This is a genomic window from Variovorax atrisoli 110B, from assembly GCF_000382045.1.
Classification (GTDB): Bacteria; Pseudomonadota; Gammaproteobacteria; order Burkholderiales; family Burkholderiaceae_C; genus Variovorax; species Variovorax atrisoli.
On record NZ_KB907473.1, the window covers coordinates 1 to 21,807 of the forward strand.

At 67.4% G+C, this 21,807-nt stretch carries 20 protein-coding genes and 1 rRNA gene; 9 read left to right on the forward strand and 12 right to left on the reverse strand.

Annotated features, from left to right (window positions below; translation table 11 throughout):
* Nucleotides 1-39: 39 nt before the first annotated feature.
* Nucleotides 40-152 (forward strand): 5S ribosomal RNA (gene rrf, locus G369_RS0133625).
* Between the two features lie 82 nt (nt 153-234).
* On the opposite strand, the gene G369_RS0133630 is transcribed toward rrf, so the two are convergent.
* The 5 genes from G369_RS0133630 to hppD form a co-directional block, all read right to left on the reverse strand.
* The gene (locus G369_RS0133630; protein WP_019658469.1) at nt 235-1,167 is read right to left on the reverse strand and encodes an MBL fold metallo-hydrolase; all 933 of its coding nucleotides are present in this window, start codon (nt 1,165-1,167) and stop codon (nt 235-237) included.
* Between the two features lie 9 nt (nt 1,168-1,176).
* Nucleotides 1,177-2,874, reverse strand: coding sequence for an AMP-binding protein (locus tag G369_RS0133635; protein WP_019658470.1), 1,698 nt, complete (start codon nt 2,872-2,874; stop codon nt 1,177-1,179).
* 134 nt (nt 2,875-3,008) lie between these two features.
* Nucleotides 3,009-3,899, reverse strand: coding sequence for a phenylalanine 4-monooxygenase (gene phhA, locus G369_RS0133640; protein WP_019658471.1), 891 nt, complete (start codon nt 3,897-3,899; stop codon nt 3,009-3,011).
* 29 nt (nt 3,900-3,928) lie between these two features.
* Nucleotides 3,929-4,735 (reverse strand): transporter substrate-binding domain-containing protein, encoded by an 807-nt coding sequence (locus G369_RS0133645; protein WP_019658472.1) that lies wholly within the window; start codon nt 4,733-4,735, stop codon nt 3,929-3,931.
* Between the two features lie 36 nt (nt 4,736-4,771).
* Nucleotides 4,772-5,899: a 4-hydroxyphenylpyruvate dioxygenase gene (gene hppD / locus G369_RS0133650; RefSeq protein WP_019658473.1), complete on the reverse strand. Its 1,128-nt coding sequence runs from the start codon at nt 5,897-5,899 to the stop codon at nt 4,772-4,774.
* A 149-nt stretch (nt 5,900-6,048) separates the two neighbouring features.
* Here hppD and G369_RS0133655 point away from each other — a divergent pair, with 149 nt between their 5' ends.
* The 4 genes from G369_RS0133655 to lnt all read left to right on the forward strand — a co-directional run bounded on the left by G369_RS0133655 (nt 6,049) and on the right by lnt (nt 9,923).
* A complete protein-coding gene (locus tag G369_RS0133655; RefSeq protein ID WP_019658474.1) occupies nt 6,049-6,522 on the forward strand; it encodes an Lrp/AsnC family transcriptional regulator in 474 nt (157 codons plus the stop codon).
* A 119-nt stretch (nt 6,523-6,641) separates the two neighbouring features.
* Nucleotides 6,642-7,370, forward strand: coding sequence for a GNAT family N-acetyltransferase (locus G369_RS0133660; RefSeq protein ID WP_019658475.1), 729 nt, complete (start codon nt 6,642-6,644; stop codon nt 7,368-7,370).
* Nucleotides 7,371-7,479: 109 nt separating this feature from the next.
* Nucleotides 7,480-8,358, forward strand: a complete 879-nt coding sequence (locus tag G369_RS0133665) for a CorC family transporter (RefSeq protein ID WP_019658476.1) — start codon at nt 7,480-7,482, stop codon at nt 8,356-8,358.
* On the forward strand, nt 8,358-9,923 hold the full coding sequence (gene lnt / locus G369_RS0133670; protein ID WP_019658477.1) for an apolipoprotein N-acyltransferase: 1,566 nt from the start codon (nt 8,358-8,360) through the stop codon (nt 9,921-9,923). The genes G369_RS0133665 and lnt overlap by 1 nt, the downstream gene beginning before the upstream one ends.
* 6 nt (nt 9,924-9,929) lie before the next feature.
* Here lnt and G369_RS0133675 read toward each other — a convergent pair whose 3' ends face one another.
* The 7 genes from G369_RS0133675 to G369_RS0133705 form a co-directional block, all read right to left on the reverse strand.
* Nucleotides 9,930-11,312 (reverse strand): FAD-binding oxidoreductase, encoded by a 1,383-nt coding sequence (locus tag G369_RS0133675; protein ID WP_019658478.1) that lies wholly within the window; start codon nt 11,310-11,312, stop codon nt 9,930-9,932.
* Nucleotides 11,313-11,321: 9 nt separating this feature from the next.
* Nucleotides 11,322-12,131, reverse strand: a complete 810-nt coding sequence (locus tag G369_RS0133680) for an ABC transporter permease (RefSeq protein WP_019658479.1) — start codon at nt 12,129-12,131, stop codon at nt 11,322-11,324.
* Nucleotides 12,128-12,964, reverse strand: a complete 837-nt coding sequence (locus G369_RS0133685) for an ABC transporter ATP-binding protein (protein ID WP_019658480.1) — start codon at nt 12,962-12,964, stop codon at nt 12,128-12,130. The genes G369_RS0133680 and G369_RS0133685 overlap by 4 nt, the downstream gene beginning before the upstream one ends.
* A 64-nt stretch (nt 12,965-13,028) precedes the next feature.
* Nucleotides 13,029-14,012: an ABC transporter substrate-binding protein gene (locus tag G369_RS0133690; RefSeq protein WP_019658481.1), complete on the reverse strand. Its 984-nt coding sequence runs from the start codon at nt 14,010-14,012 to the stop codon at nt 13,029-13,031.
* Between the two features lie 88 nt (nt 14,013-14,100).
* Nucleotides 14,101-14,964, reverse strand: a complete 864-nt coding sequence (locus tag G369_RS0133695; protein ID WP_019658482.1) for a creatininase family protein — start codon at nt 14,962-14,964, stop codon at nt 14,101-14,103.
* Nucleotides 14,965-14,988: 24 nt separating this feature from the next.
* A complete protein-coding gene (locus G369_RS0133700) occupies nt 14,989-16,263 on the reverse strand; it encodes an amidohydrolase family protein (protein WP_019658483.1) in 1,275 nt (424 codons plus the stop codon).
* Entirely contained in the window at nt 16,260-16,847 is a 588-nt protein-coding gene (locus G369_RS0133705) for an NAD(P)H-dependent oxidoreductase (protein ID WP_019658484.1), read from the reverse strand. The genes G369_RS0133700 and G369_RS0133705 overlap by 4 nt, the downstream gene beginning before the upstream one ends.
* Nucleotides 16,848-17,161: 314 nt before the next feature.
* Between G369_RS0133705 and G369_RS0133710 the strand changes: the two genes are divergently transcribed.
* Genes G369_RS0133710 through G369_RS0133725 form a run of 4 tightly spaced genes read left to right on the forward strand, consistent with a single transcriptional unit; the run spans nt 17,162 to nt 21,801 of the window.
* On the forward strand, nt 17,162-17,665 hold the full coding sequence (locus G369_RS0133710; protein WP_019658485.1) for a Csu type fimbrial protein: 504 nt from the start codon (nt 17,162-17,164) through the stop codon (nt 17,663-17,665).
* A 14-nt stretch (nt 17,666-17,679) separates the two neighbouring features.
* The gene (locus tag G369_RS0133715; protein ID WP_019658486.1) at nt 17,680-18,411 is read left to right on the forward strand and encodes a fimbrial biogenesis chaperone; all 732 of its coding nucleotides are present in this window, start codon (nt 17,680-17,682) and stop codon (nt 18,409-18,411) included.
* Nucleotides 18,362-20,773 (forward strand): fimbria/pilus outer membrane usher protein, encoded by a 2,412-nt coding sequence (locus tag G369_RS0133720; RefSeq protein ID WP_019658487.1) that lies wholly within the window; start codon nt 18,362-18,364, stop codon nt 20,771-20,773. Before G369_RS0133715 ends, G369_RS0133720 begins: the two co-directional genes overlap by 50 nt.
* Complete coding sequence (locus G369_RS0133725) at nt 20,770-21,801, forward strand: Csu type fimbrial protein (RefSeq protein ID WP_019658488.1); 1,032 nt, start codon at nt 20,770-20,772, stop codon at nt 21,799-21,801. Before G369_RS0133720 ends, G369_RS0133725 begins: the two co-directional genes overlap by 4 nt.
* Nucleotides 21,802-21,807: the final 6 nt, after the last annotated feature.

Here is a 21,807-nt window from a genome sequence, read left to right on the forward strand (position 1 = left end):
GTTTGACTGATCTCACCATCAGTCAGACAACCCTTTATGCCTGATGACCATAGCGAGTTGGTCCCACTCCTTCCCATCCCGAACAGGACAGTGAAACGACTCAGCGCCGATGATAGTGCGGGTTCCCGTGTGAAAGTAGGTCATCGTCAGGCTCTTACAGCCCCAAAAACCCCCGCTCAATCTGAGCGGGGGTTTTTGCTTTTACGGGCAGCAAAAAGAAAAAGAACAGGCGCATCACCGGTTGCGCACAACCTCCGCCTCCACTTCGGCACCTCCCGCAGCTACCAACTCCTCCAACATATCTAGGGCTAGCTGACCCAATTCGGATCCTCTGAAAAAACGACTCCGGATTAACTCAAGGTACGGCGTCGAAGCCAGCCACGTCTTCCAATCCGTCAGCGAAATCGACTGCACTTCCAGCAGCTTGAACTTCATCAAGACTTTGATGGCATGCCGCGCATGCTTGACCGGATCTCTGCTCAATCCATCAAGCCGTCGACGTGCTATGTCCAAGGCCCTTGCCACGTCGTCGAATACGGCTCCATGCCCCGGAATCACCCGCCGCGGCGCGAGCGCCGCGATCAGATCCAAGGTCGCGCCTATTTCTCCGAACGATGGCTCCCCCGCCAATTCGGGAAACGCGATGCCGAATCCGTTCTCCCAGAGCGCATCCGCTGAGATCAAAGTCCGTGACGCCTCCTCGAACAGAATGACCGAGTGAGGGTCGTGACCCGGCGCCGCATGCACCTGCCACGGCCGGTCACCCAGGACGCATTCCGAACCTGGAAGCAGCAGCGCCGTGAATCGAAATCGTGGACAGATCTGCCCCGTGGCCAGGAAGCTGAGCTTCTGCTCGTCCCAGCTCTCGATCAGCGCCGCCTCGCCTGGCGGAATCTCGGTGCGAACGGCCGGATAGCGTCCTTGCAGCGCAGCATTTCCTCCGCAGTGGTCGCTGTGCAGATGCGTGTTCAGGATGCGGTCGAGCGGCCGCTCTTGCAGCACTGACTCGACCAGCGCCAAGGTCTGCTCGGCGTGCGTCGCATAGCCTGTATCGACAAGCGCCGTCTCTGTGCTGCCCACGAACAACACATTGTTCGAGGACAGCCATCCCCGCTCGAAGACGACGACGCCCGCCGGCAGCCCCGCACTGGCGGATGAATGGCTCATCTTCGCCGCTCAGGCGCCCGCACTCGTGCGGAGTTCGCGGCGCAGGATCTTCCCCACATTCGTCTTCGGCAGCGACTCCCGGAATTCGATGTGTTTCGGCCGCTTGTAGCCCGTGAGCTGCGAATGGCAATACTGCAGCACGGCCTCCTCGGTCAGCGTCGGATCCCTGCGGACCACGAACACCTTGATGGCCTCGCCCTGCTTCTCGTCGGGCACGCCCACCGCCGCGCACTCCACGACGCCGGGGCACAGCGAGATCACGTTCTCCAGTTCGTTCGGGAACACGTTGAAGCCACTCACCAGGATCATGTCCTTCTTGCGGTCGACGATGCGGCTGTAGCCGTCTTCCTGCATCACCGCGATATCGCCGGTGCGCATGAAACCGTCGGCGGTGAAGGCCGCGGCAGTCTCGGCCGGCTGGTTGTAGTAGCCCTTCATCACGTTCGGACCCTTGATGCAGAGCTCCCCCGCTTCGCCGACGGGCAACGAGTTTCCATCGTCATCCTTGATGGCGATCTCGATGCTGGGCAGCGGCAACCCGATCGTGCCGGTGAACTCGGTGTTCGACACCGGGTTGTTGGTGCCGATCGCGCATGTCTCGCTCATGCCCCAGCCTTCGATCATCGGACAGCCGGTGGCCTCGAACCACTTGCGCGCCGTGCCTTCCGAGGCGGCCATGCCGCCCGCCTGCGAGACGAAGAGCGTCGAGAAGTCGACCGACTTGAACTCCGGATGCATCAGCAGCGCATTGAACAGGGTGTTCACCGCGGGCAGCATGTGGAAGGGCCGCTTCTTCAGCACCGCGATGAACTTGTCGAAGTCGCGCGGGTTCGGAATCAGCGTCATGTGCGAGCCCTGGCGGATCACCAGCAGGCACAGTGTCAGCGCGAAGATGTGATAGAGCGGCAGCGCCGCGATGCTGTTGACCTTCGCGAGGTCGCCCGCCCGCGACAGCGCCGGCGTGAACCAGGCCTCGGCCTGCAGCGTGGCCGCGACGATGTTGCGATGGGTCAGCACCGCGCCCTTCGACAAACCGGTCGTGCCGCCGGTGTACTGCAGGAAGGCGATCGAATCGAGCGTGCTCCGGTCCGGGCCCAGCGTGCGACCGCGACCCTCGGCGATCGCCTGGCCGAAAGGGGTGACGCTGCGGCCGTCGCTCAGCGGCAGCTTGTAGGCCGGCACCAGCTTCGCGAGATGGCGCACGGCCATCGTGATCCAGGCACCGTACAAGCCTCCGAGCAGGTCGCCCATGGATGTCATGACCACATGCTTGACCGGCGTGCGCTCGATCACCTTCTCCAGCGTGGAGGCGAAGTTCTCGAGGATGACGATGGCCGTCGCTCCCGAATCCTTCAGCTGGTGCTCCAGTTCGCGCGCGGTGTACAGCGGATTGACGTTGACGCAGGTGTATCCCGCGCGCAGCACGCCGCACATCGTGACCGCGAACTGCGGAATGTTCGGCAGCATGATCGCAACCCGCGCCCCGGGCTCCAGCCCGCGCGACTGCAGCCAGGCGCCCAGCGCTTTCGACAGCGCGTCGAGCTCGCCGTACGACATCCAGCGCTCCATGCAGACCGAGAAGGGGCGGTCGGCATAACGGGCGAAGGCCTCGTCGAACATCTGGGGCAGTGAACGGTACTGCTCCGGATCGATCTCGTGCGGCACGCCGGCCGGGTAGTTCTGTCGCGCGGATGATGTCGTCTGCATGCAAGCTCCTTTGGCGCGGATTGTGGAAGCCACTCTGCTTCCGCGACCAGCGGGCTTGTCCTAGGGCAAGGGCGCGCGCTGTCGCGCGCGCGATAGCTGCGCACGACGACAGCTGCAAACAACCCTTCGGGATCTCAGGCCTTGCCGGACTCGCCCGGCAGCAGCACCCCGGCCTCGATGTCCGGGGCCACCTTCAACGACTCGTAAAGCGGCGTGAAATCGGGTTCGGTGAGGTCGAACAGCTGCTTGAAGCTGTCGATCACGAAGTAGTTGGCCTGGTAGGTGTCGATCTTGTAGCGCGTGCGCATGGTGCGCAGCAGGTCCAGCGGCAGGCGGCGCGGCTCGTCGCTGAGCACCGCGTGCCTGAGCTCGCCCACCGAGCTGAGGATGCCGGCACCGTACGCGCGCAGGCCATCCGGCTGGCGGATCAGGCCGAACTCCACCGTGTACCAGTAGAGGCGCGCGAGCTTTTCTCCGGCTCCGAGTTCGTGCGCCTTGATGCCGCCCTGGCCGTAGCGCTGCACGTAGTCGGCGAAGGTCGGGTCGAACAGCATCGGCACGTGGCCGAAGAGGTCGTGGAACACGTCGGGCTCGACGATGTAGTCGAACTCCTCGGGCTTGCGGATCCAGTCGGTGACCGGAAACTTGCGGTTCGCGAGCAGCGTGAAGAAAGGCAGCTCCGGAATCAGCCCCGGCACGGCGACGATCTCCCAGCCCGTGGCGCGGTGCAGCCGCTCGTTGAGCTCGTCGAAGCGCGGGATGCGGTCCTTCACGCCCAGCGAAGGCAGCGCCTCGATGAAGGCGTCGCAGGCCAGCCCCGGCAGCTGCGCCACCTGCCGCTCGTAGAGGCGGCGGTAGGTGTCGTGGTCGGCCGGCGTATAGCTGGCCCAGTCCTGCGGGCAGGTGTAGTCGGCCAGCACCGCGCCGCCGCGCGAGTAGTCGCCGCGGGGCGGGCGGTCGGAGGCGCCGTACACGGCTGGGGTGATGGCGGGGGTGACAACGGCGGCGGCTGCGGAGGAGTCCATGAAGAAGAGACCGGTCGTGAGTTGCTTGCTTACTTGAGCCAGCGGTCCATCGTCCGCTGGAAGTCGCCGCCGGCCTGCTGCAAGTGCAGCCACTGGTCGACGTACGACTTGAAGGCCACGTCGTCGCGCGGCAGCATCCAGGCCATTTCGCCGTATTGAAGCGGCTTGTCGGGGTTGACCGCGCACAGGCCCGGCTTGAGCTTCTGCTGCGTGATGGCCTCGGCCGCCTCGGTGACGAACACGTCGGCACGGTTGGCGAGGATCTCGTCGAAGATCGTCACGTTCTCGCCGTGCAGCGTGAGCTTGGCCTTCTTGAAGTTGGCACGGGCGAAGCGCTCGTTGCTGCCGCCCGGATTGAAGATGACGCGCACCGACGGCTGGTCGATGGCCGCCACGCTCTGGTACTTGGCCACGTCGGCGCAGCGCGCGATCGGCGTCTTGCCGTTGACCATGTAGGGCGCGCTGAAGAAGGCGCGCTTTTGCCGGTCGGTGGTGACCGACACGCCGCCCACGGCGATGTCGCACTTGCCGGCGGCCAGGTCGGGCAGCAGGTTGGCCCAGGTGGTCTTGATCCACTCGGGCTTCGTGCCGAGGCTGGCGCTGAAGCCGGCCATCAGGTCGACGTCGATGCCCTCGAAGGCGCCGTCGGGCTTCTGGAAGCTGAAGGGCTTGTAGTCGCCCGGCGTGCAGATGCGCAGCACCGCGGCCTTCTGCACGCTATCGAGGTGCGAGGCGCCGGCCGCCGGCGCGGCCGCGGGCGTCATCGCGCAACCCGAAAGAAGGGCGGCAGCCGCCGCGATGAAAGTCAGACCGATCGAAGGCGTACAGCTGCGCATGCGTGCTCCAGAAGCAGGTAGATAAGGGAAGGACCCTTATTTTGCGGCGCTCAGCACGCCGCGGCGCATCTGGTCGAGCTCGATGCTCTCGAACAGCGCCTTGAAGTTGCCGTTGCCGAAGCCGTCGTCACCCTTGCGCTGGATGAACTCGAAGAAGATCGGGCCGAGCTGGTTCTCGCTGAAGATCTGCAGCAGCAGAGCGTCCTTCTTGCCGTCGATCAGGATCTTGCGCTTGTGCAGCTCCTCGACGCTTTCGCCGTGGCCGGGAATGCGCTTGTCGACCAGCTCGTAGTAGGTGTCGATGGTGTCCAGCAGCTTCACGCCATTGGCGCGCAGCGCGTCGACCGTCTGGTACAGGTCGTCCGAGCCCATCGCGATGTGCTGGATGCCTTCGCCGTTGTACATGTCCAGGTACTCCTGGATCTGGCCGGCCTGCTCCTTGCCCTCTTCGTTGATCGGGATGCGGATCTTGCCGCAGGGGCTGGTCATGGCCTTGCTCTTCACGCCGGTGACCTGGCCTTCGATGTCGAAGTACTTCACCTCGCGGAAGTTGAACAGGCGCTCGTAGAACTCGGCCCATTCGTTCATGCGGCCACGGTGCACGTTGTGGGTGAGGTGGTCGATGTAGGTCAGGCCGTTGCCCACGGGCGCCAGCGCCTCTTCGGCGGACAGGCCCGGCAGCGCCTCGAAGTCCACGTCGAAGAAGCCGATGTTGCCGATGTCGCCCGGCTTCGCGCCGTTCTTGCCGCGCCAGCGGTCGACCAGGTAGATCAGGCTGTCGCCGATGCCCTTGATGGCCGGGATGTTCAGCTCGCCCGGGCCGGCCTTGTCGGCGAAGCCCCAGGCGCCCAGCGAGATGGCGCGTTCGTAGGCGAACTTGGCGTCCTGCACGCGGAACGCGATGGCGCACACGCTGGGGCCGTGCAGGCGCGCGAAGCGCTGCGCGAACGAGTCGGGCTCGGCGTTGATGATGAAGTTGATCGTGCCCTGGCGATAGAGCAACACGTTCTTGTGGCGGTGCTTGGCCACGGCCTTGAAGCCCATGCGCTCGAACACCTTCCCCATGGCGACCGGATCGGGTGCCGCGTACTCGATGAATTCGAAGCCGTCGGTGCCCATGGGGTTCTCCCAGGGCGTGAAGGCGGGTGCGTCTGCAAGGCTCATGTGCGGTCTCCGGTGTGGGGATGGAATGAATGAATGAACGGGGCGCGAAATCGGCCGGTCATGCAATGTAGGGCGGATGCCTCTCAGGTTTACTGCGTTTCCGCGCGCCCCTGGTGGCCGTCACGCAGTAAAACTGCAAGAATGGCGAAATGGAAGCACTGGACAAGATCGATAGACTCATTCTGCGCACGCTTCAAGCAGACGGCCGCGCTACCTACGACCAGATCGCCGAGCAGGTGAGCCTGTCTCCCAGCGCCGTGCTGCGCAGGGTCAAGCGGCTGGAAGAACACCGCGTGATCGACCGCTACGTGGCGCTGGTCCAGCCTGAAGCCGTCGGCCTGGGGCTGACCGCCTATCTCAACGTGCGTCTCGAAAAGCACACCGAGACCCACAAGCGCAACCCCATGGACCTGTTCCGCGCCAGCGTGCAGACATGGCCGGAGGTGGTCGAGTGCGCCGCCCTCACCGGCGACATGGACTACCTGCTGCGCGTGGTGGTGGCCGACATGGCCCACTACAGCCGCTTCATCATGGACACCCTGCTCAAGCACCCCAGCGTGGAAGACTGCAAGACCAGCTTCGTGCTGGACCGTGTCAAAGCCACAACAGCTGTGCCCGTTTAGCCACATTTCGGTTGCTCGGGCGCTACACCGGTGGCTACAGCCGGGTACTGGGTCACAAATGTGTCGGGAGATTGACCTTGTAGACTTGTTGTTTAAGGGAAAACCCTTAAAGTCGAGCCATGCTTACCGCCAGGAACCTGCTCAAAGCGTCTCTCGGCATTGGCTCTTTCCTGAGGGCGCCGATGGTCGAGGCGCAACCACGCGCAGTCAGCGCGCCTCAACCGGTGATGGTGCCGATCCGCTCGATCGGCCCACGCGAACGCGAGCGCATCGCGCGCCACCTGCTCGACCTCACCCCGCACGACCGCTACCTGCGTTTCGGCTACGCAGCGGCCGACGAGCAGGTCCAGCGCTACGTCGACAGCCTCGATTTCGAGCGCGACGAGCTTTTCGGCATCTACAACCGCCGCCTCGACCTGATCGCGATGGCCCACCTGGCATTCGCCCCCGGCGACCAGCACAGCGACTGCGCCGAGTTCGGCGTGTCGGTCTCGGCCCATGCCCGCGGCCGTGGCTACGGCGCCCGCCTGTTCGAGCGCGCCGTGGTCGTGGCCCGCAACGAGGGGGTGGGCATGCTCTTCATCCATGCGCTGAGCGAGAACGCCGCCATGCTGAAGATCGCCCGTAACGCCGGGGCCACCGTGGTGCGCAGCGGCGCCGAAGCCGAAGCCCATCTCGAGCTGCCCAGCGCCACCTTCGACAGCCGCATGAGCGAAATCGCCCTGGAGCACTACGCGGCCGTCGACTTCGCCCTCAAGAGCCGCGCCAAGCAGTTCTGGACCTTCCTGGCCAGCCTGCAGGAAGTGCGCAGCGGCATGCGCGACGCCCGCAAGAAGTCGGCGCCCTGAGCCCTGCGGCCCATGGCGGCCGCCCGGGCCCGGCCCCTTGAAAGGGGCCGGTAGAGCGTGTCACACGCAATCCGGTATCCTTGTCCCTCCTCAACTCCGCCCTCCCGCAGTGGCCGAACCTCACCCTGAACGCGCTCCCGTCGAACGGGAAGACAAGCGCAGCTTTCTCCAGAAACTCGCCGAATTCATCCATCCCGGCCCTGATTCGCGCGACGAGCTGATCGAAACCCTGGCAGACGCCGAGGACAACGAGGTGATCGGCGCGGAGTCGCGCGTGATGCTCGAAGGCGTGCTGCGCATGGCCGACATGACCGCCGGCGACGTGATGGTCGCCGCGCCGCGCATGGACCTGGTGAACATCGACGCACCGTTCGACGCGCTTCTGCACCTGGTCATCGACACCGCGCACTCGCGCTTTCCGGTGTACGAGGGCGAGAAGGAGAACATCATCGGCATCCTGCTCGCGAAGGACCTGCTCAAGCTGCAGCGCGCGCCGGACCTGAACATCCGTGCGCTGCTGCGCCCGGCGACCTTCGTTCCCGAGAGCAAGGGCCTGAACGACCTGCTGCGCGAATTCCGCGGCAACCGCAACCACCTGGCCATCGTCATCGACGAATTCGGCCGCGTGGCCGGCCTCATCACCATCGAGGACGTGCTCGAGCAGATCGTCGGCGAGATCGAGGACGAGTTCGATATCGCCGAGGACGAGGGCGACATCTTCGGCCTGGCCGACCACACCTACCGCGTCTCGGGCGACACGCCCATCGAGCGCGTCGCCGAGGCCTTCGGCATCGTGTTCGACGAAGAGCAGCTCAGCGAAGACTTCGACACCATCGGCGGGCTCATCGCGCACGAGATGGGCCACGTGCCCAAGCGCGGCGAGCACCATGCGATCGGCGGTTTCGATTTCGTGGTGCTGCACACCAAGGGCGGCGCGGTGCGCTGGTTCAAGGTGTCCCCGGCACGCGGCGGCGACGCGGCCGACTGATGGTTCGCGCGCCGGCTTCCTCCTTCGCCTCCTTACTCCGTCCGCTCGGCTTCGTCGCCGCCGGGCTCGCGCAGGCGCTCTCGATGGCCTCGCCGGTCGGCGGCAAGCCGCTGTGGTGGCTGCAGCTGCTGTCGCTGGGTGCCCTGGTGTGGCTGCTCGACGGGCTGCGTTCGCAGGGCGCGGGCTGGCGCCGCGCGGGGTTGCACGGCTGGTTGTTCTCCACCGCCTGGCTCACCGGCAGCTTCTGGTGGCTCTTCATCTCGATGCACACCTACGGCGGCCTGCCGGCGCCGCTGGCGGCCATCGCCGTGCTCGCGCTGGCTGCCGCGCTGGGCCTCTACTACGCGGTCGCGGCTGCATGGTTCGTGGTGAAGGGGCCGCAGGGGCGGGTGGCGGGCGCACTGGTCTTCGCGGCGCTCTGGACGCTGGCCGAGCTGGTGCGGGGCAGCTGGTTCACCGGCTTCCCGTGGGGCGCGGGCGGCTACGCGCACGTGGAAGGCCCGCTCGCCGCGCTTGCGCCATGGGTGGGCGTGTACGGCATCGGCGCCGCGGCGGCGCTGGCCGTTGCGCTGGTCGCGCTGCATCGTCCGCTGCGCATGGCGCAGGCCGCGCAAGGCATCGTGCTGATCGCGCTCGTGTTCGCCGTGCCGAATCTCGTGCCGGCGCTTGGCGACGATGTGCGGGGCGACAAGGGCGCTGCGGGCAGTCTGAGCATCGCGCTCCTGCAGGGCAACATCCCGCAGGACGAGAAGTTCATTCCCGGCGGCGGCATCGAGACCGCGCTGAGCTGGTACGGCGAGCAGCTGCGCGATGCGAAGGCTTCGCTCGTCGTCACGCCCGAGACCGCGCTGCCGCTGTTGCCCGTGCAGCTGCCGCCCGGCTATCTCGAAGCGATCCAGGCGCGCTACAGCCAGGGCACGCAGGCAGCCATCGTCGGCCTGCCCATGGGCGGACAGGGCACCTACAGCAACTCGGTGCTCGGCTTCCGCCCCGGCGAAGCGCGGCCGTACGTCTACAGCAAGCACCACCTGGTGCCTTTCGGCGAGTTCATTCCGCCGGGTTTTCGCTGGTTCATCCAGATGATGAACATCCCGCTGGGCGACTTCGCGCGCGGCGGGCTCGCCCAGGCGCCCTTCGTCTGGCAGGGCCAGCGCATCGCGCCGAACATCTGCTACGAGGACTTGTTCGGCGACGAGATCGGTGCGAACTTCCGCGACGAGGCCACGGCGCCCACCATCCTGCTCAACGTGAGCAACATCGCCTGGTTCGGCGACACGGTGGCGATCGACGAGCACCTGTCGATCTCGCGCATGCGCGCGCTCGAGTTCGCGCGGCCGATGGTGCGTTCCACCAACACCGGCGCGACCGTGGTGATCGACGCCCAGGGCCGCGTGACGCACGAGCTGCCGCGCCTCACGCGCGGCGTGCTCGAGGCGAACGTGGAAGGCCGTCGCGGCCTCACGCCCTTCGCGCGCTGGGTGGCGCCCTTCGGCCTCTGGCCGCTGTGGCTGCTGGCCATGGCCATCGTTGCCGCGGCCTGGGTGCAGGGCCGCCGCAGGAACTGAAACCGGTCAGGCTGCCGCAGCAGCCGCCTTCACAGGCCAGTCGCGCAGCTTGCCCGGGTTCAGCAGCCCCAGCGGGTCGAAGCGCTTCTTCACCTCGATGACCTCCGGCGGCAGCGGCCCGCCGGCCTTGCCGTCTTCCACGATGTTCACGTGCGGGTTGTTGATGTGCACGCCGTGCTCGCGGTGGATGCGCATGATCTCCTGCAGCCGCTCCTCGGTGCTGAAGCGCACCAGCTGCAGCCCGCTGCAGGTCATGAGGCCGGCCACGTTGCGCAGGAACTCGATGTGCATCATCACCTCGCTCTGCTCGCCGCCCAGCAGCTTCTCCATCTCGATGACCTGCTCGACGTGCCTGCCCGGGACGAAGCCGCTCTGCAGGTAGGTCAGGTTCGGATCGATCTTCAGCGCGTGCAGCGTCGTGTGGTTCCAGGTGAATTCCATCAGCGTGCGGTTGCTCTTCTGCACCTCGGCGGCGGTCTTGCGGTAGCTGACCGTGCCGCCGTGCGCTTCTACCAGCTGCAGCATCGCGGGCTCGCACGATTCGGCCACCAGCGACAGCACCGTGTGGCAGCCCTTGGGCAGGTGCGCGGCGAGCTGCGCGAGATGGTCGGAGATCGGCGCCGCGAAGAAGGTGACGCCGCGCTTCACGATGCCCGGCGCGTGCGCGAGCTTGTCGGCGAAGTGCAGCGCGCTTTCGAAGTCGCCGAAGGTCACCAGCGTCTCGAGCCAGGGATGCGCGGGCGCCAGGGCGATCTCCAGCTCCAGCACGAGGCCGTTGGTGCCCCACAGGTGGTGCATGCGCATCGCGTCGGCGCCACGCAGCTCGACGACCTGCGGCTCGGCCTCGATGGTCATCGCGCGGATGCCGATCACGTTGCCAGGCGCGCCCAGCGGCCCGTAGTTGATGGAGCCCACGCCGCCGAAGCCGCCGCCGAAGAGGCCGCCCAGCGTCGCGCTGCGGTAGGTGGACGGAACACAGCGCAGCTCCTGCCCCGTGGGCTTGGTCTGCTTCTCGAGTTCACCCAGGCGGATGCCGGCCTGCGCGCGCGCCACGCCGGGGCGCACCCACAGGCAGCCGTTGTAGCCCGTCATGTCGAGCACCACGCCGCCGGCCAGCGGCGTGGTCTGGCCGTAGTTGCCGGTGCCGCTGCCGCGGATGGTGATGGGCACGCAGCGGCGCGCGCAGGCGCCGACCACGGCGCGGATCTCTTCCTCGGTGCGCGGCCGCACGACCGCGTCGGCGCGCTTGTCCTTGAGCTGGCGCACCAGCACGGGGCTGAACCAGGAGAAGTCGGAGGACAGCCGCGTGACGCGGCTCTCGTCGGTGATCCAGTCGAGGTCGGGCAGTTCGAGCAGCAGCTGCTCGATGGCGGAAACAGGGGCGTTCATGGTCAAGGTTCAATCCTGGGAAAGTTCGCTCGCATGCCACGAGCCCAGCGCCAGCTTGGTGAGCCAGGCCATCAGCACGAAGAGCGCGACACCGGTGAGGGAAATGAGCAGCAGCGCCGCGAACATGCGCGGAATGTTCAGCTGGAAGCCCGCCTGCAGGATCTGGTAGGCCAGGCCCGCGCCCGAGCCGCCGGTGCCCGCGACGAACTCCGCCACCACCGCGCCGATCAGCGCGAGGCCGCTGGAGATGCGCAGGCCGCCGAAGAAGTACGGCAGCGCGCTCGGGATGCGCAGCCGCACCAGCTGCTGCCAGCGCGTCGCGCGGTTGAGCTTGAAGTAGCTCTGCAGGTCGGGGTCGATGCTGCGCAGGCCCAGCGTGGTGTTGCTGATGATCGGGAACAGCGCCACCAGCGCGGCGCACACCGTCATCGCCGCCACCGGGTTCTTCACCCAGATGATGATGAGCGGCGCCACCGCGACGATGGGCGTGACCTGCAGCAGCACCGCGTACGGGAAGAGCGCGGTCTCGATGCGCTTGCTCTGCACGAACAGGAACGAGATCAGCACGCCCGCCACCGTGGCCAGCAGGAACGACAGCACCGTGATCTTCAGCGTGACCAGCAGCGCGTTGCCCAGCGGCGCCCAGTCGGTCACCAGCGTCTGCATCATCAGGTAGGGCGAAGGCACCAGGTAGGGCGGCAGCTCCATCGCCACCACCAGCCACTGCCAAAGGGCGATCAGCACCACGCCGATCAGCACCGGGTAGAGCACGCGCTGCACGCGCGGCTGGCCCAGCAGGGGAACGGTCTTCGCAGTCATCGCGCGGCCTCCTCGTCAGTGCTGCTGGCGCGCAGCAGGCTGTCCTGCAGCTGCTTGGCGTAGCGCGCGAATTCGGGCGTGACCATGAAGTCGGCGCTGCGCGGATAGGGCTCGTCGATGCGGAACTCCTCCACCACGCGGCCGGGCCGCGCGGCCATCATCACCACGCGGCTCGACAGGAACACCGCCTCGTGGATCGAATGCGTCACGAAGATCACCGTGAGCTTCTTCTTGCGCCACAGCTCCAGCAGGTCGGCGTCGAGCTTGTGGCGCGTGATCTCGTCGAGCGCGCCGAAGGGCTCGTCCATCAGCAGCAGGTCGGGCTGCGTGACGAGGCCGCGCGCGATCGACACGCGCATCTGCATGCCACCCGAAAGCGCACGCGGCAGCGCGTCGGCGAACTTCTGCAGGCCCACGAGCTCGAGCGATTCCATCACCCGTGCATCGGCCTCCTTGCGCGGCACGCCCGCCAGGTCCAGCGGCAGCCGCACGTTGGTGCGCACGCTGGCCCACGGCATCAGCGTGGGCGACTGGAACACGAACGACATCTTGTGCGAGCTCTCGTGCAGCTGCGCCACCGGCCGGCGCCACACCAGCAGGCGGCCGTCGCTGGGCTCGAGCATGCCCGCCACCATCTTCAGCAGCGTGCTCTTGCCGCAGCCCGAGGGGCCGAGCAGGGTGACGAACTCGCCTTCGGCGATGGACAGGTCCACGGGCAGCAGCGCCTGCGTGCCGTTGGGATACGTCTTCTCGGCCGAGAGCACTTCCACCGCCGGGACGGCAGGTGCGAAATCGGGCGGGGGCGCCAGCGTGTGGGGGTCGATGCGATTCATTCGTGAGGCCTTTCGAGAACGGCCGCGCTGCGCGGCCGCCTGGTTTCAGGGCAGTGCCCGAGCGTCAGGGAATGACCTTGGCGTCCTTGACGAACTCGGTCGTGTAGGTCTTGGCCAGCTCGACCTTGGCGGGGTCGAGCAGCTTCGCGCTCACCAGGAAGTCGTAGCTCGCCTTGGCGCGTGCATCCGTCATCACGCCGATGCCGAGCTTGGCCGCGTCGCCGCCGGTGACCATGCCCATCTCCTTGAGCTTGGCGACGCTGTAGGCCAGCTGGTCGTCGGTCATGTTGGGGTTGTCCTTCTTGATGAGGGCGTTGGCGGGCGCGGGGTCGGCGAGGTAGCTCTTCCAGCCTTCGGCCGAGGCCTTCACGAAGGCGGCGACCTGCTTGCTGCGGTCCTTCACCGTCTTCTCCATGCACGACACGGTGGTCGCGTAGGCCGGGAAGCCGTGGTCGCTGAACATCAGCACGGTGCTCTTCACGCCGGCCTTCTGGATGGCGTAGGGCTCCGAGGTCAGGTAGCCCTGCTGCGCGGCGTTCTTGTCGGCCACGAAGGGCTGGATGTTGAAGGTGTAGGGACGGGTCTGCTCGTCGGTGAAGCCGAACTTGGCCTTCAGCCACGGCCAGTAGCCGCGCTGGGCCTGCGCGCCGATCAGCAGCGTCTTGCCCTTGAGGTCCTCGAACTTCTTCACGTCGTCGTGCGCGATCAGCACCTGCGGGTCCTTCTGGAAGAAGGCCGCCACGTTGACCACCGGCACGCCGCCTTCGCGCACCTGCATCATCTGGATGTCGCTCGAGCCCATGATGCAGTCGGCCTGGCCGGCGGCCATCATCTGCGTGATGTTGACCTGCGGGCCGCCCATCTTGATGGTGACGTCGAGGCCGTACTTCTTGTAGATGCCCTGCGCCACGGCCTGGTAGAAGCCGCCGTGCTCGGCCTGCGCATACCAGTTGGTCATGTAGGTGAACTTGTCCTCGGCCTGGGCGGGCGCGGCGGCGAGGAAGGCGATGGCGGCGGCGCCGGCGATGGACAGTGCGAAGGAGCGCATGGGAGTGGACCTCTCGTAGGCTGGGGAGTTGAAGAAGAAAGAAGAAAAAGGTGAAGCGGCCGTTGCAAGAAGCGGGCTCAAACCCCTGTCAGGCCGGCTGGAAGCTCTGCTGGATGAAGCCCTGCTGGTGCCCGCGCTCCCAGGTGGCCTCTTCGCGCACCACCCAGCGCAGGGCGTGCAGCTCGGTCAGCGCCTGCACCCAGCTGTCGGAGAGGGTGTCGAGAATGGCTTCGCCCTGCTCGCGCGTGGCGGTGGTCGGGTCGCCGATCACGCCGCTCGGGCCGAAGTCGCGCGAGGTCCATGCGCAGGCCGGGCGGCCGTCGGCAGACAGCAGCTTGATCGGAAAGGGCGGCGGAAAGTTGGCGACCGCGTGCTCCATGTGCACCGTCTCGGGCGCGAGCGCTAGCATCAGCGCGGTCTCGGAATGGCCGGCGTGCATCGCGAGCTTCTTCTCCTGCTCGCTGACCTGCTTGCTGGCCGCGCTCGGCAGGCGCGACACGCCGTGCGGCACCACCACGAAGTCGCCGTGGCGCAGGCGCAGCTCGCGCGCCGCCATCTCCAGCACCTGCGGCTGGCCGCCGTGGCCGTTGGCGAACAGGAGCTTGCGAAAGCCCGAGCGGTAGACCGACTCGCCGATCTCGATCACGGTCGACAGCAGCGTGGTGCCGGTCAGCGTCATCGTGCCGGGGAAGTGCAGGTGCTCTTCCGACTTGCCATACGTGATGGTCGGCAGCGCGAAGGCGCGCACCTCGGCGGGGAGCTTCTCGAGTGCCTTGCCCATCACGCCCGAGCAGATCACGCTGTCCACCGAGCAGGGCAGGTGCGGGCCGTGCTGCTCGATCGCGCCGCAGGGCAGCACGATGACGGTGTTCTCGCGATCGGGCAGCGCCGCGATCTCGGTCCAGCTCAGGTAGGGCAGGAAGCGGTGGGGCGGGATGTAGCCGTGGAGCATGGGAGGGTCTTTCTGGAGGAATCGTTATCGGGGGAGGAACGGCGCAGGGTCGCCCTGCGTGATGCGGCCTTCCCGCAGCACCACGCGGCCTGCGGTGCGCGAGGGCCAGCCGTGGCGGTCGGCCTGTGTGAACAGCACCAGGTCGGCGCCCTGGCCCACCAGCGTGGGTTCGGCGGCCGGGGCTTCGCGCCGCAGCCAGTCGCTGCGGCACAGCGCCTGCGACCAGTCGTCGAAAGGCTCGTCGAGCTGCGCCACCAGCGCGGCCGTGCCCAGCGCCTCGACCGGGTCGAAGCTGCCGACGCGGCAGAAAGGGTCCTGCACGTTGTCGCTCGCGAACAGCAGCGGAATGCCGCGCTCGCGTGCTTCCTTCACCAGCGTGATGCCGCGCAGGCGCGGCGTGCGGCCGGTGACGGCGTCCTGCAGCAGCAGGTTGGTGGCGGGCAGCGACACCACGGTGATCGGCGCACGCGCCACCGCGTCGAGCGTGGCGAGGGCCTGCGCCTCGGGCTGGGCCGCGAGCGCGCAGATGTGGCCGCAGACCACGCGGCCTTCGTAGCCGATCTCGGCCAGGATGCGCGCGGTGGTCTGCAGGCCGACGGCAGAGGCGTTGAGCTCCTCGTCGACATGCAGGTCGATGTCGAGATCGCAGGCCTGCGCCGACGCCAGCAGGTTGCGAAGCGCGTTCTCGCTCCAGTTGGTGGAGTGCACGAAGCCGCCGAGCAGCGCGTGCGGCCCCGTGGCCTTCACCTGCTTGGCGAGGCGCATGGCCTGCGCGGCGTCTTCGAAGAGCGGCAGCTTGATGAGGCTCACCTGCTCCAGCCGAACCCGGCCGGCCCACTCCTGCGCCAGCTCGGCCATCACCGGCCAGGCCATGGGCACCGATTCGGGCTCCCACCAGTCGACGTGCGTGCGCAGGTGCGCGGTGCCGCATTCCCAGGCCCACTGCAGGCCGCGCGAGGCGCGCTCGCGCACGTCGGCGGGTGTCCAGTGCACGCGGTCGGCGAGCATCGCGTCGATGGCGCCGAGCAGGCCGGGCTGCACCTGTTTCATGCGCGGCAGGGTGAAGGCCTTGTCCAGGTGCGTATGGGCGTCCACGAAGCAGGGCAGGGCCAGGGCACCGGCGAGGTCCCAGGCGTCGGGCGGCGGCGGCACGGCGGCGACGGCCGGCTCGACCGATCGCACGCGGCCCGCCTCGATCGCGATGCGCGCGAGCTCCGGCACGCCGTCGCGCTGCGGCCAGCCTGCAGGCAGCAGCCAGCGCGGCAGCCGCACGTTGGAAAGGATCGACGGCGCGCTCATGCGAAACGCGCCATCGCCTGGCCCACGCGTGCCATGAAGCGCTTGAGCTGGGGCTCGGTCGCGACGTTCATGTGATAGTGGGCGTGGTAGTCCACCTTGGCGCGCTGGCCGGTCAGCCGCTTCATGTAGCGCGTGACGATCTTGCGCGGCGGGTCGCCCATGTACATGGCCATCCAGCGCGGCCGCCCGTAGGTGACGACGGCGCTGATGCGCTTGATGTGCGTGAGCATCGGCTTGACGTTGGCCGGGTCGCTGATGTCGAAGGCCACGCCCGGCATGAAGAGCCGGTCGAAGTAGCCCTTGAGCATCGCCGGCAGGCCGAAGCACCAGGTCGGAAAGCAGAACACGATCCCCTCGGCCCACTGCAGCCGCTCCACGTAGGGCTTCAGCGGCAGCTGGTTGGAAGGCACGTCGTGGTAGCCCAGGCGCTCCTCGCGCGAGAGCACGGGGTTGAAGCCTTCGGCGTAGAGGTCGCAGTCGTCCACCTCGTGCCCGGCCGCGCGCAGGTTCTTCAGAACCTCCTGATGCAGGGCGGCGTGGAAGCTGGTTTCGACCGGATGGCAGTAGACGACGAGCACGCGCATGGTGTGTTTGACCGCTTAATCAGAGCAAGTGGTCAGGTTATGCAAGCGACGTGCCAGTGCCGCCGCACCGGCTTGGGGCGGCGTGGTGAGGGCGCGACGGAAATGTCGAGAAGGTGCGGGGAGGGTGGCCGAATTCCGTAACAAAAGTCACGCAAGGCCGGAAAACGAGTGGGCAGACGGCCGGATTTCGGTCGCCTAGTAACAACAATTCACTCTTTCTTCCAATTGTTAACTAAAATTCACAGTCCAAATCTGTGAACTTTGGGCCTCATTTCTCTCTTCATCAACCGTTCGATACCCGAGAGTCCGTCCTCATGAAAAAACCTTCCCTCATCGTTGCTGCTGTTCTTGCAGTCACCACCAGCGCAGTTTTGGCAGCCACGAGCCCGGCCACTGCCACGTTCCAGGTTCTGATCACCGTTGCCAAGGCTTGCTCGGTGACGGCGGGCTCGGGCTCCAACATCAACTTCAACACGGTCGATTCCTCCGCCACCAACCTGAGCGCCAGCAGCAATATCAGCGTGACCTGCTCCAAGTCGACGCCCTACAACATCGGCCTGCTGCCCTCGAACAACAGCTCCACCGGCGCCGGCGCCATGGGCAATACGGGTACTGACACCATCCCCTACCAGCTGCGCTCGGTGAGCGCCACCGGTGCGATCTGGGGCAGCACGGCCACTTCCACCTCGGTTGGCAACGGCGTGGCCGGCACCGGCACCGGTTCGGCCCAGTCGATCCCGGTGTGGGCTACGGTCGCGAGCGTCAACGTGACGCCTGGCTCCTACTCCGACACCGTGACCGTCCAGGTCAACTACTGATCGATCGCCTGACCGTGCCCCGCCTGCTGCGCCACACCCTTGCCCTCGCGTTCGCCCTGCTGGCGCACGCGGCCGCTTCGGCCAGCGGGCTGCAGGTCTCGCCGGTCACGCTGACGCTGCAGGCCACGCAGAACGCCGACGGCCTGTGGCTCAGCAACACCGGCGACGACGTGGTGCACGCGCAGGTGCGGGTCTATCAATGGTCGCAGGAAGACGGCAACGAAAAGCTCACGCCGTCGCGCGAGCTCCTCGTGAGTCCGCCGATGGTGCAGCTGGCGCCTTCCTCGCGGCAACTGATCCGCGTCATCCGCACGGGCGTTCCGCCCGGCGCGGTCGAGAATTCCTACCGGGTCATCATCGACGAGCTGCCCGTCGAGATGAAGGAGAAGAAGGGCCTGCAGCTGGTGCTGCGCTACTCGGTTCCCATCTTCATCGCGCCCGCCGGCGCACAGTCGGCCGCGCCCCAGCTGAGCTGGTCGCTGCGCCGCGAAGGCAGCCAGGCGATGCTGGAAGTCGCCAACGGCGGCGGCATGCACGCCCAGCTTGCCGATCTGGATTTTGTCGATGCCGCCGGCAAGCGCACCCCGGTGCACGGCGGCCTGATGGGCTACGTGCTGCCGGGCGCGAGCATGCGTTGGCCCCTGAAGACACCCGCGGAAGCCTTTGCCTCCGGCGGCGTCCTGGAAACGAAGATCAATGGCAACGCGACGCAGGAAAAGATCCCGCCACTTCCACGCGTCCGCTGAGCGTCTGCTTCCACTGCTGCTTCTGTCGGGTCTGGCGTCATTCGGCGCTCAGGCCGAGAAGGCTGCAGCCGAACAGGGGCCCTGGCTGGTCGCATCCGCGGCCGAAGGCGACATCTCAGGCCCTGGCGGCAGCGACCTCTACCTGGAACTGAGCCTCAACGGCAACCCGCAGGGGCTGGTGCATTTCGGCCTGCGCGGCCGCGAACTCTGGGCCAGCGCCTCCACGCTGCGGCAGCTGGGTTTCATCCTGCCGCCGGGCGTGTCCGACCCGGTGAGGCTCGACGGCCTTCCCGGCGTGAAGATCGCCTTCGACGCCGCGCGCCAGAGCCTGGCCATCAACGCTTCCGCCGAGGCGCTGCGCCTGCCCACGACAGTGGTCGACACCTCGACCATCGCCACGCCCAAGGCCAGCGCCTCGCCCGGCCTGCTGCTGAACTACGACCTCTACGGCACGCAGGGCCGGGGCAACAGCACCAGCCTCAACGCGCTCGCCGAAGTGCGCGCCTTCAGCGGCAGCAGCGTGTTCACCAGCACGATGATGTCGCGCGCCTACCGCTCCGACAACGAGGACTGGAAGCACGACTCGGTGCGCCTGGACACCACCTGGAGCCAGTCCTTCCCCGACGACATGCTCACGCTGCGCGTGGGCGACACCACCACCGCGTCGCTGCCGTGGTCGCGCTCCACGCGCATCGGCGGCATCCAGCTCTCGCGCAACTTCTCGCTGCAGCCCTATCGCACGACGACGCCGCTGCCGGCGTTCCTGGGGGCGGCCGCGCTGCCGTCGCAGGTGGAGCTCTACATCAACGGCCTGCGCCAGTACACCGGCCAGGTCCCGGCCGGGCCCTTCCAGCTGAACACCGTGCCGAGCATCAACGGCGCAGGCAACGCGCAGGTGGTGCTCACCGACGCCTTCGGCCGCGCCACCACGCTCGACTTCTCGCTGTACGACACCCAGCGCCTGCTGCAGGAGGGCCTGTCCGACTGGTCCGTCGACCTCGGCATGGTGCGCAGGAGCTACGGCCTGCGCTCGAACGACTACGGCAGCGACCCCGCCGCCACCGGCACCTGGCGCTACGGCGTGAGCAACAGCTTCACGCTGGAGGCCCATGGAGAGACCACCAAGGGGCTGGTCAAGGGCGGCGTCGGCGGTGCGTGGCTCCTCGGGCAGAGCGGCGTGTTCACCGGCGCCGTGGCGCACAGCAGCTATCGCGGCGAGCAGGGCTCGCTGCTCAACCTGGGCTACAGCTGGCGCGACAACCAGTTCAACTTCGCGGTCGAGGGCACGCGCACGCGCGGCGAGTACCGCGACGTCGCGTCCCTGTATGGCAGCGCGCCGCCGCGCGGCTCGGGCCGCGCGTCGATCGGCTACAGCACCAAGGACTTCGGCAGCTTCGGCCTGAGCTATCTCTACCTGCGCTATCCGGCGCAGGAGGCGACGCGCCTGGCCAGCGTCTACTGGTTCCGCGCCATCGGGAAGAGCGCCTCGATGAACGTGAGCCTCAACCAGAACCTGGACAACCGCCGCGAGCGCAGCCTCTTCGTCGGATTCACCTGGGCGCTGGATGGCAACATCACGGCCAGCGTCGGCGTCCAGCGCGACCGCGACCAGACCGTCTACACCGCCGACGCGCAGAGCTCGGCACCGGGCGACGGCGGCATAGGCTGGCGCGCGGGCCTGCGCCAGGGCGGCGGCCAGAACGGCGGGCAGGCCGAGATCGACTACCTCGGCCGCTACGGCCGCGCCATGGCCGGCATCAGCGTGCTCGGCGAAAGCCGCTTCGCCTACGCCGGCGCCACCGGCTCGATCGCGTTCATGGGCGGCCAGCCCTTCGCGTCCCGGCGCATCGACGACGGCTTCGCGGTGGTCTCCACCGACGGCATCGCTGGCGTGCCCGTGAAGCTGGAGAACCGCGACATCGGCACCACCGACGACAGGGGCATGCTGCTGGTGGCGCCGCTGCGCTCCTACCAGAACAACCAGCTGTCCATCGACCCGATGCAGCTGCCGCCCGACGTGAGGATCGAGCGCGTGCGGACCCTGGCGACGCCGAGCGACCGCGCCGGCACGCTGGTGCGCTTCGGCATCACGCCGATCAGCGCCGCCGCGCTGCTGCTGGTGGACGAGGCGGGCAAGCCGCTGCCGCTGGGCAGCCGCGTGCGCGCCAACGGCCAGGGCGGCGAGCCTGCTCTGGTCGGTTTCGACGGCGCCGTGTACCTGGAATCGCTGCAGCCCCACAACACGCTCGACGTGCAGACGCCAGGCGGCGCCTGCCGCAGCAGCTTCGACTATCGCAAGGAAGGCGCGGCGATCCCGCAGATCGGGCCGCTGCGCTGCGCCAGGGAGGCCAAGACACCATGACCACCATGACGAGTCATCCGGACCGCATCCTTCGGGCCCTGAGCCTGCCCGTGCTCTGCGCGCTCCTGTGGCTGCTCTCGGCCGGCAGCGCCCATGCATCGATCAACTGCACCGCGTCGATGACGGCCGTGGCCTTCGGCACGGTCGACCTGGTGGCCGGCACCGCCACGCCCGCCAACGCCACGCTGACCTACACCTGCACCAAGACCGGCAACAACAACACCACGGAGTACGCCAGGGTCTGCTTCAACATCGGCGACGGCAACGAGGGCCTGACGAACTTCAACCCGCGCGTGATGAAGAACGGCGCCGGAGACAGCCTGAAGTTCCAGCTCTTCCAGGGGACGAGCAACACGATCTGGGGCTCGAACGGCAACGCGGCGGTGCCCAACCCGTACACCATCAACATCAGCATTCCCGCCCGGTCCACCAGCGTCTCGGGGTCCGCCACCATGCGCGGGGAACTGCTCGCGGGCCAGTCCACGGCGCCTCCGGGCTCGTACCAGGACAACTTCTCCGGCATCCATACCTCGATCACGCTGACCTCGAGCACCAACGCCCCGCCGACCAACTGCGGCGGCTCGACGCTGTCGGACCAGTTCGCCTTCATCGTGAGCGCGACCATCTCGAAGAGCTGCGTCGTCACGGCCGATCCGCTGAACTTCGGCACCGTCTCGGGCCTGCCGGGCGGGGGCAACGTCGACCAGGTCGGCACAATCTACGTCACCTGCACGACGCCCACCGGCTACACGGTGGCGCTCACGCCGTCCAACAACGTGTCCAACGGGGCCGGGGCGATGACGCCGACGGGGGGCGTGCCCGGCAACACCGACACCGTGCCCTACCAGCTCTACCGCAACTCCAACCGCACGCTCGTCTGGGGCAGCGTCACGGGCACCAACACCTTCGCGGGCACGGGCAGCGGCCTGGTCCAGGCGCTGCCGCTCTACGGCCGCGTCCTCGGCGCCAGCACCAACGTGCGGCCGGACAGCTACATGGACGTGGTCACGGTCGCCGTGACCTACTGAGCCCGG

What these genes read in the sequence shown, in the direction of transcription:
- G369_RS0133705 (WP_019658484.1), bottom strand. Translation starts at nt 16,847, where the DNA reads ATGCGCGTGCTCGTCGTCTACTGCCATCCGGTCGAAACCAGCTTCCAC.
- G369_RS0133685 (WP_019658480.1), bottom strand. Translation starts at nt 12,964, where the DNA reads ATGAATCGCATCGACCCCCACACGCTGGCGCCCCCGCCCGATTTCGCA.
- G369_RS0133655 (WP_019658474.1), top strand. Translation starts at nt 6,049, where the DNA reads ATGGAAGCACTGGACAAGATCGATAGACTCATTCTGCGCACGCTTCAA.
- G369_RS0133710 (WP_019658485.1), top strand. Translation starts at nt 17,162, where the DNA reads ATGAAAAAACCTTCCCTCATCGTTGCTGCTGTTCTTGCAGTCACCACC.
- G369_RS0133660 (WP_019658475.1), top strand. Translation starts at nt 6,642, where the DNA reads ATGCTTACCGCCAGGAACCTGCTCAAAGCGTCTCTCGGCATTGGCTCT.
- G369_RS0133635 (WP_019658470.1), bottom strand. Translation starts at nt 2,874, where the DNA reads ATGCAGACGACATCATCCGCGCGACAGAACTACCCGGCCGGCGTGCCG.
- G369_RS0133630 (WP_019658469.1), bottom strand. Translation starts at nt 1,167, where the DNA reads ATGAGCCATTCATCCGCCAGTGCGGGGCTGCCGGCGGGCGTCGTCGTC.
- G369_RS0133700 (WP_019658483.1), bottom strand. Translation starts at nt 16,263, where the DNA reads ATGAGCGCGCCGTCGATCCTTTCCAACGTGCGGCTGCCGCGCTGGCTG.
- G369_RS0133695 (WP_019658482.1), bottom strand. Translation starts at nt 14,964, where the DNA reads ATGCTCCACGGCTACATCCCGCCCCACCGCTTCCTGCCCTACCTGAGC.
- G369_RS0133720 (WP_019658487.1), top strand. Translation starts at nt 18,362, where the DNA reads ATGGCAACGCGACGCAGGAAAAGATCCCGCCACTTCCACGCGTCCGCT.
- phhA (WP_019658471.1), bottom strand. Translation starts at nt 3,899, where the DNA reads ATGGACTCCTCCGCAGCCGCCGCCGTTGTCACCCCCGCCATCACCCCA.
- G369_RS0133675 (WP_019658478.1), bottom strand. Translation starts at nt 11,312, where the DNA reads ATGAACGCCCCTGTTTCCGCCATCGAGCAGCTGCTGCTCGAACTGCCC.
- G369_RS0133725 (WP_019658488.1), top strand. Translation starts at nt 20,770, where the DNA reads ATGACCACCATGACGAGTCATCCGGACCGCATCCTTCGGGCCCTGAGC.
- G369_RS0133645 (WP_019658472.1), bottom strand. Translation starts at nt 4,735, where the DNA reads ATGCGCAGCTGTACGCCTTCGATCGGTCTGACTTTCATCGCGGCGGCT.
- G369_RS0133690 (WP_019658481.1), bottom strand. Translation starts at nt 14,012, where the DNA reads ATGCGCTCCTTCGCACTGTCCATCGCCGGCGCCGCCGCCATCGCCTTC.
- G369_RS0133680 (WP_019658479.1), bottom strand. Translation starts at nt 12,131, where the DNA reads ATGACTGCGAAGACCGTTCCCCTGCTGGGCCAGCCGCGCGTGCAGCGC.
- lnt (WP_019658477.1), top strand. Translation starts at nt 8,358, where the DNA reads ATGGTTCGCGCGCCGGCTTCCTCCTTCGCCTCCTTACTCCGTCCGCTC.
- hppD (WP_019658473.1), bottom strand. Translation starts at nt 5,899, where the DNA reads ATGAGCCTTGCAGACGCACCCGCCTTCACGCCCTGGGAGAACCCCATG.